This is a genomic window from Rugosimonospora acidiphila, assembly GCF_039543385.1.
In the GTDB taxonomy this organism is placed as follows: Bacteria; Actinomycetota; Actinomycetes; order Mycobacteriales; family Micromonosporaceae; genus Rugosimonospora; species Rugosimonospora acidiphila.
In genome coordinates this window covers 1-645 of sequence record NZ_BAABJQ010000121.1, presented here as the reverse complement: position 1 = coordinate 645, position 645 = coordinate 1, and the positions used below count along the sequence as shown (strand labels likewise).

Genomic DNA, 645 nt, shown 5'->3' with positions numbered 1-645 from the left:
GGAAGCCTTCGCCGGCTACGGGCGGGAACTCACCCGGTACCCGGTGCAGTATCCGACCGCGTGCAGCCCGCAGGCGTGGTCGACGGGCGCCCCCCTGCTGCTGCTGCGCACCATGCTGGGCCTGGATCCGCTGGGCGAGCACCTCACGGTCGCGCCCTCGTTGCCCTCCCGGGTCGGCTGGATCGGCCTGCTGGACGTGCCGGGCCGCTGGGGCCGGTTCGACGCGTTCGGCCGCGGGCGTGAGGCGGCGGTGCCCAAGTACGGCCAGGCCGGCTACGGCGACGAGCGGTAGTCTCCGGCGGTGGCCCCGCCCGCGTGGGTGGCTGCCAGCGGGTGGCCGTCAACGGGTGGCCGTCAGCAGGTGGCTGTCACATGCCCGCGCGTTCCTGCCCGATGGTGGCCTCCCGCTTGCGGCCGAAGGTGTCCAACCGCCCCCACCGGCCGGGCACGTCCAGCAGCCCTATCCAGTCGACCTTCGCCGGCAGGTACGGATCCACGGTCAGACGGTCCTTCACCGGTTCGATGCCGAGCATGGTGCGCAGCAGCAGCAGGGGCGCGCCCGTCGACCACGCCTGCGGGCTGCACGCGGTCGGATACTGCACCGGGTACTTGGTCAGCTCGCGCTCGTAACCCGCCAGCGCCTCG

Annotated in this window: 2 pseudogenes; one reads left to right on the top strand and one right to left on the bottom strand. The window is 73.3% G+C overall.

Annotation, left to right across the window (positions count from 1 at the left end):
* A pseudogene (locus ABEA87_RS42310) lies at nt 1-292 on the top strand (hypothetical protein); the annotation flags it as partial.
* Nucleotides 293-368: 76 nt separating this feature from the next.
* On the opposite strand, the pseudogene ABEA87_RS42305 reads toward ABEA87_RS42310, so the two are convergent.
* A pseudogene (locus ABEA87_RS42305) lies at nt 369-645 on the bottom strand (glycogen debranching N-terminal domain-containing protein); the annotation flags it as partial.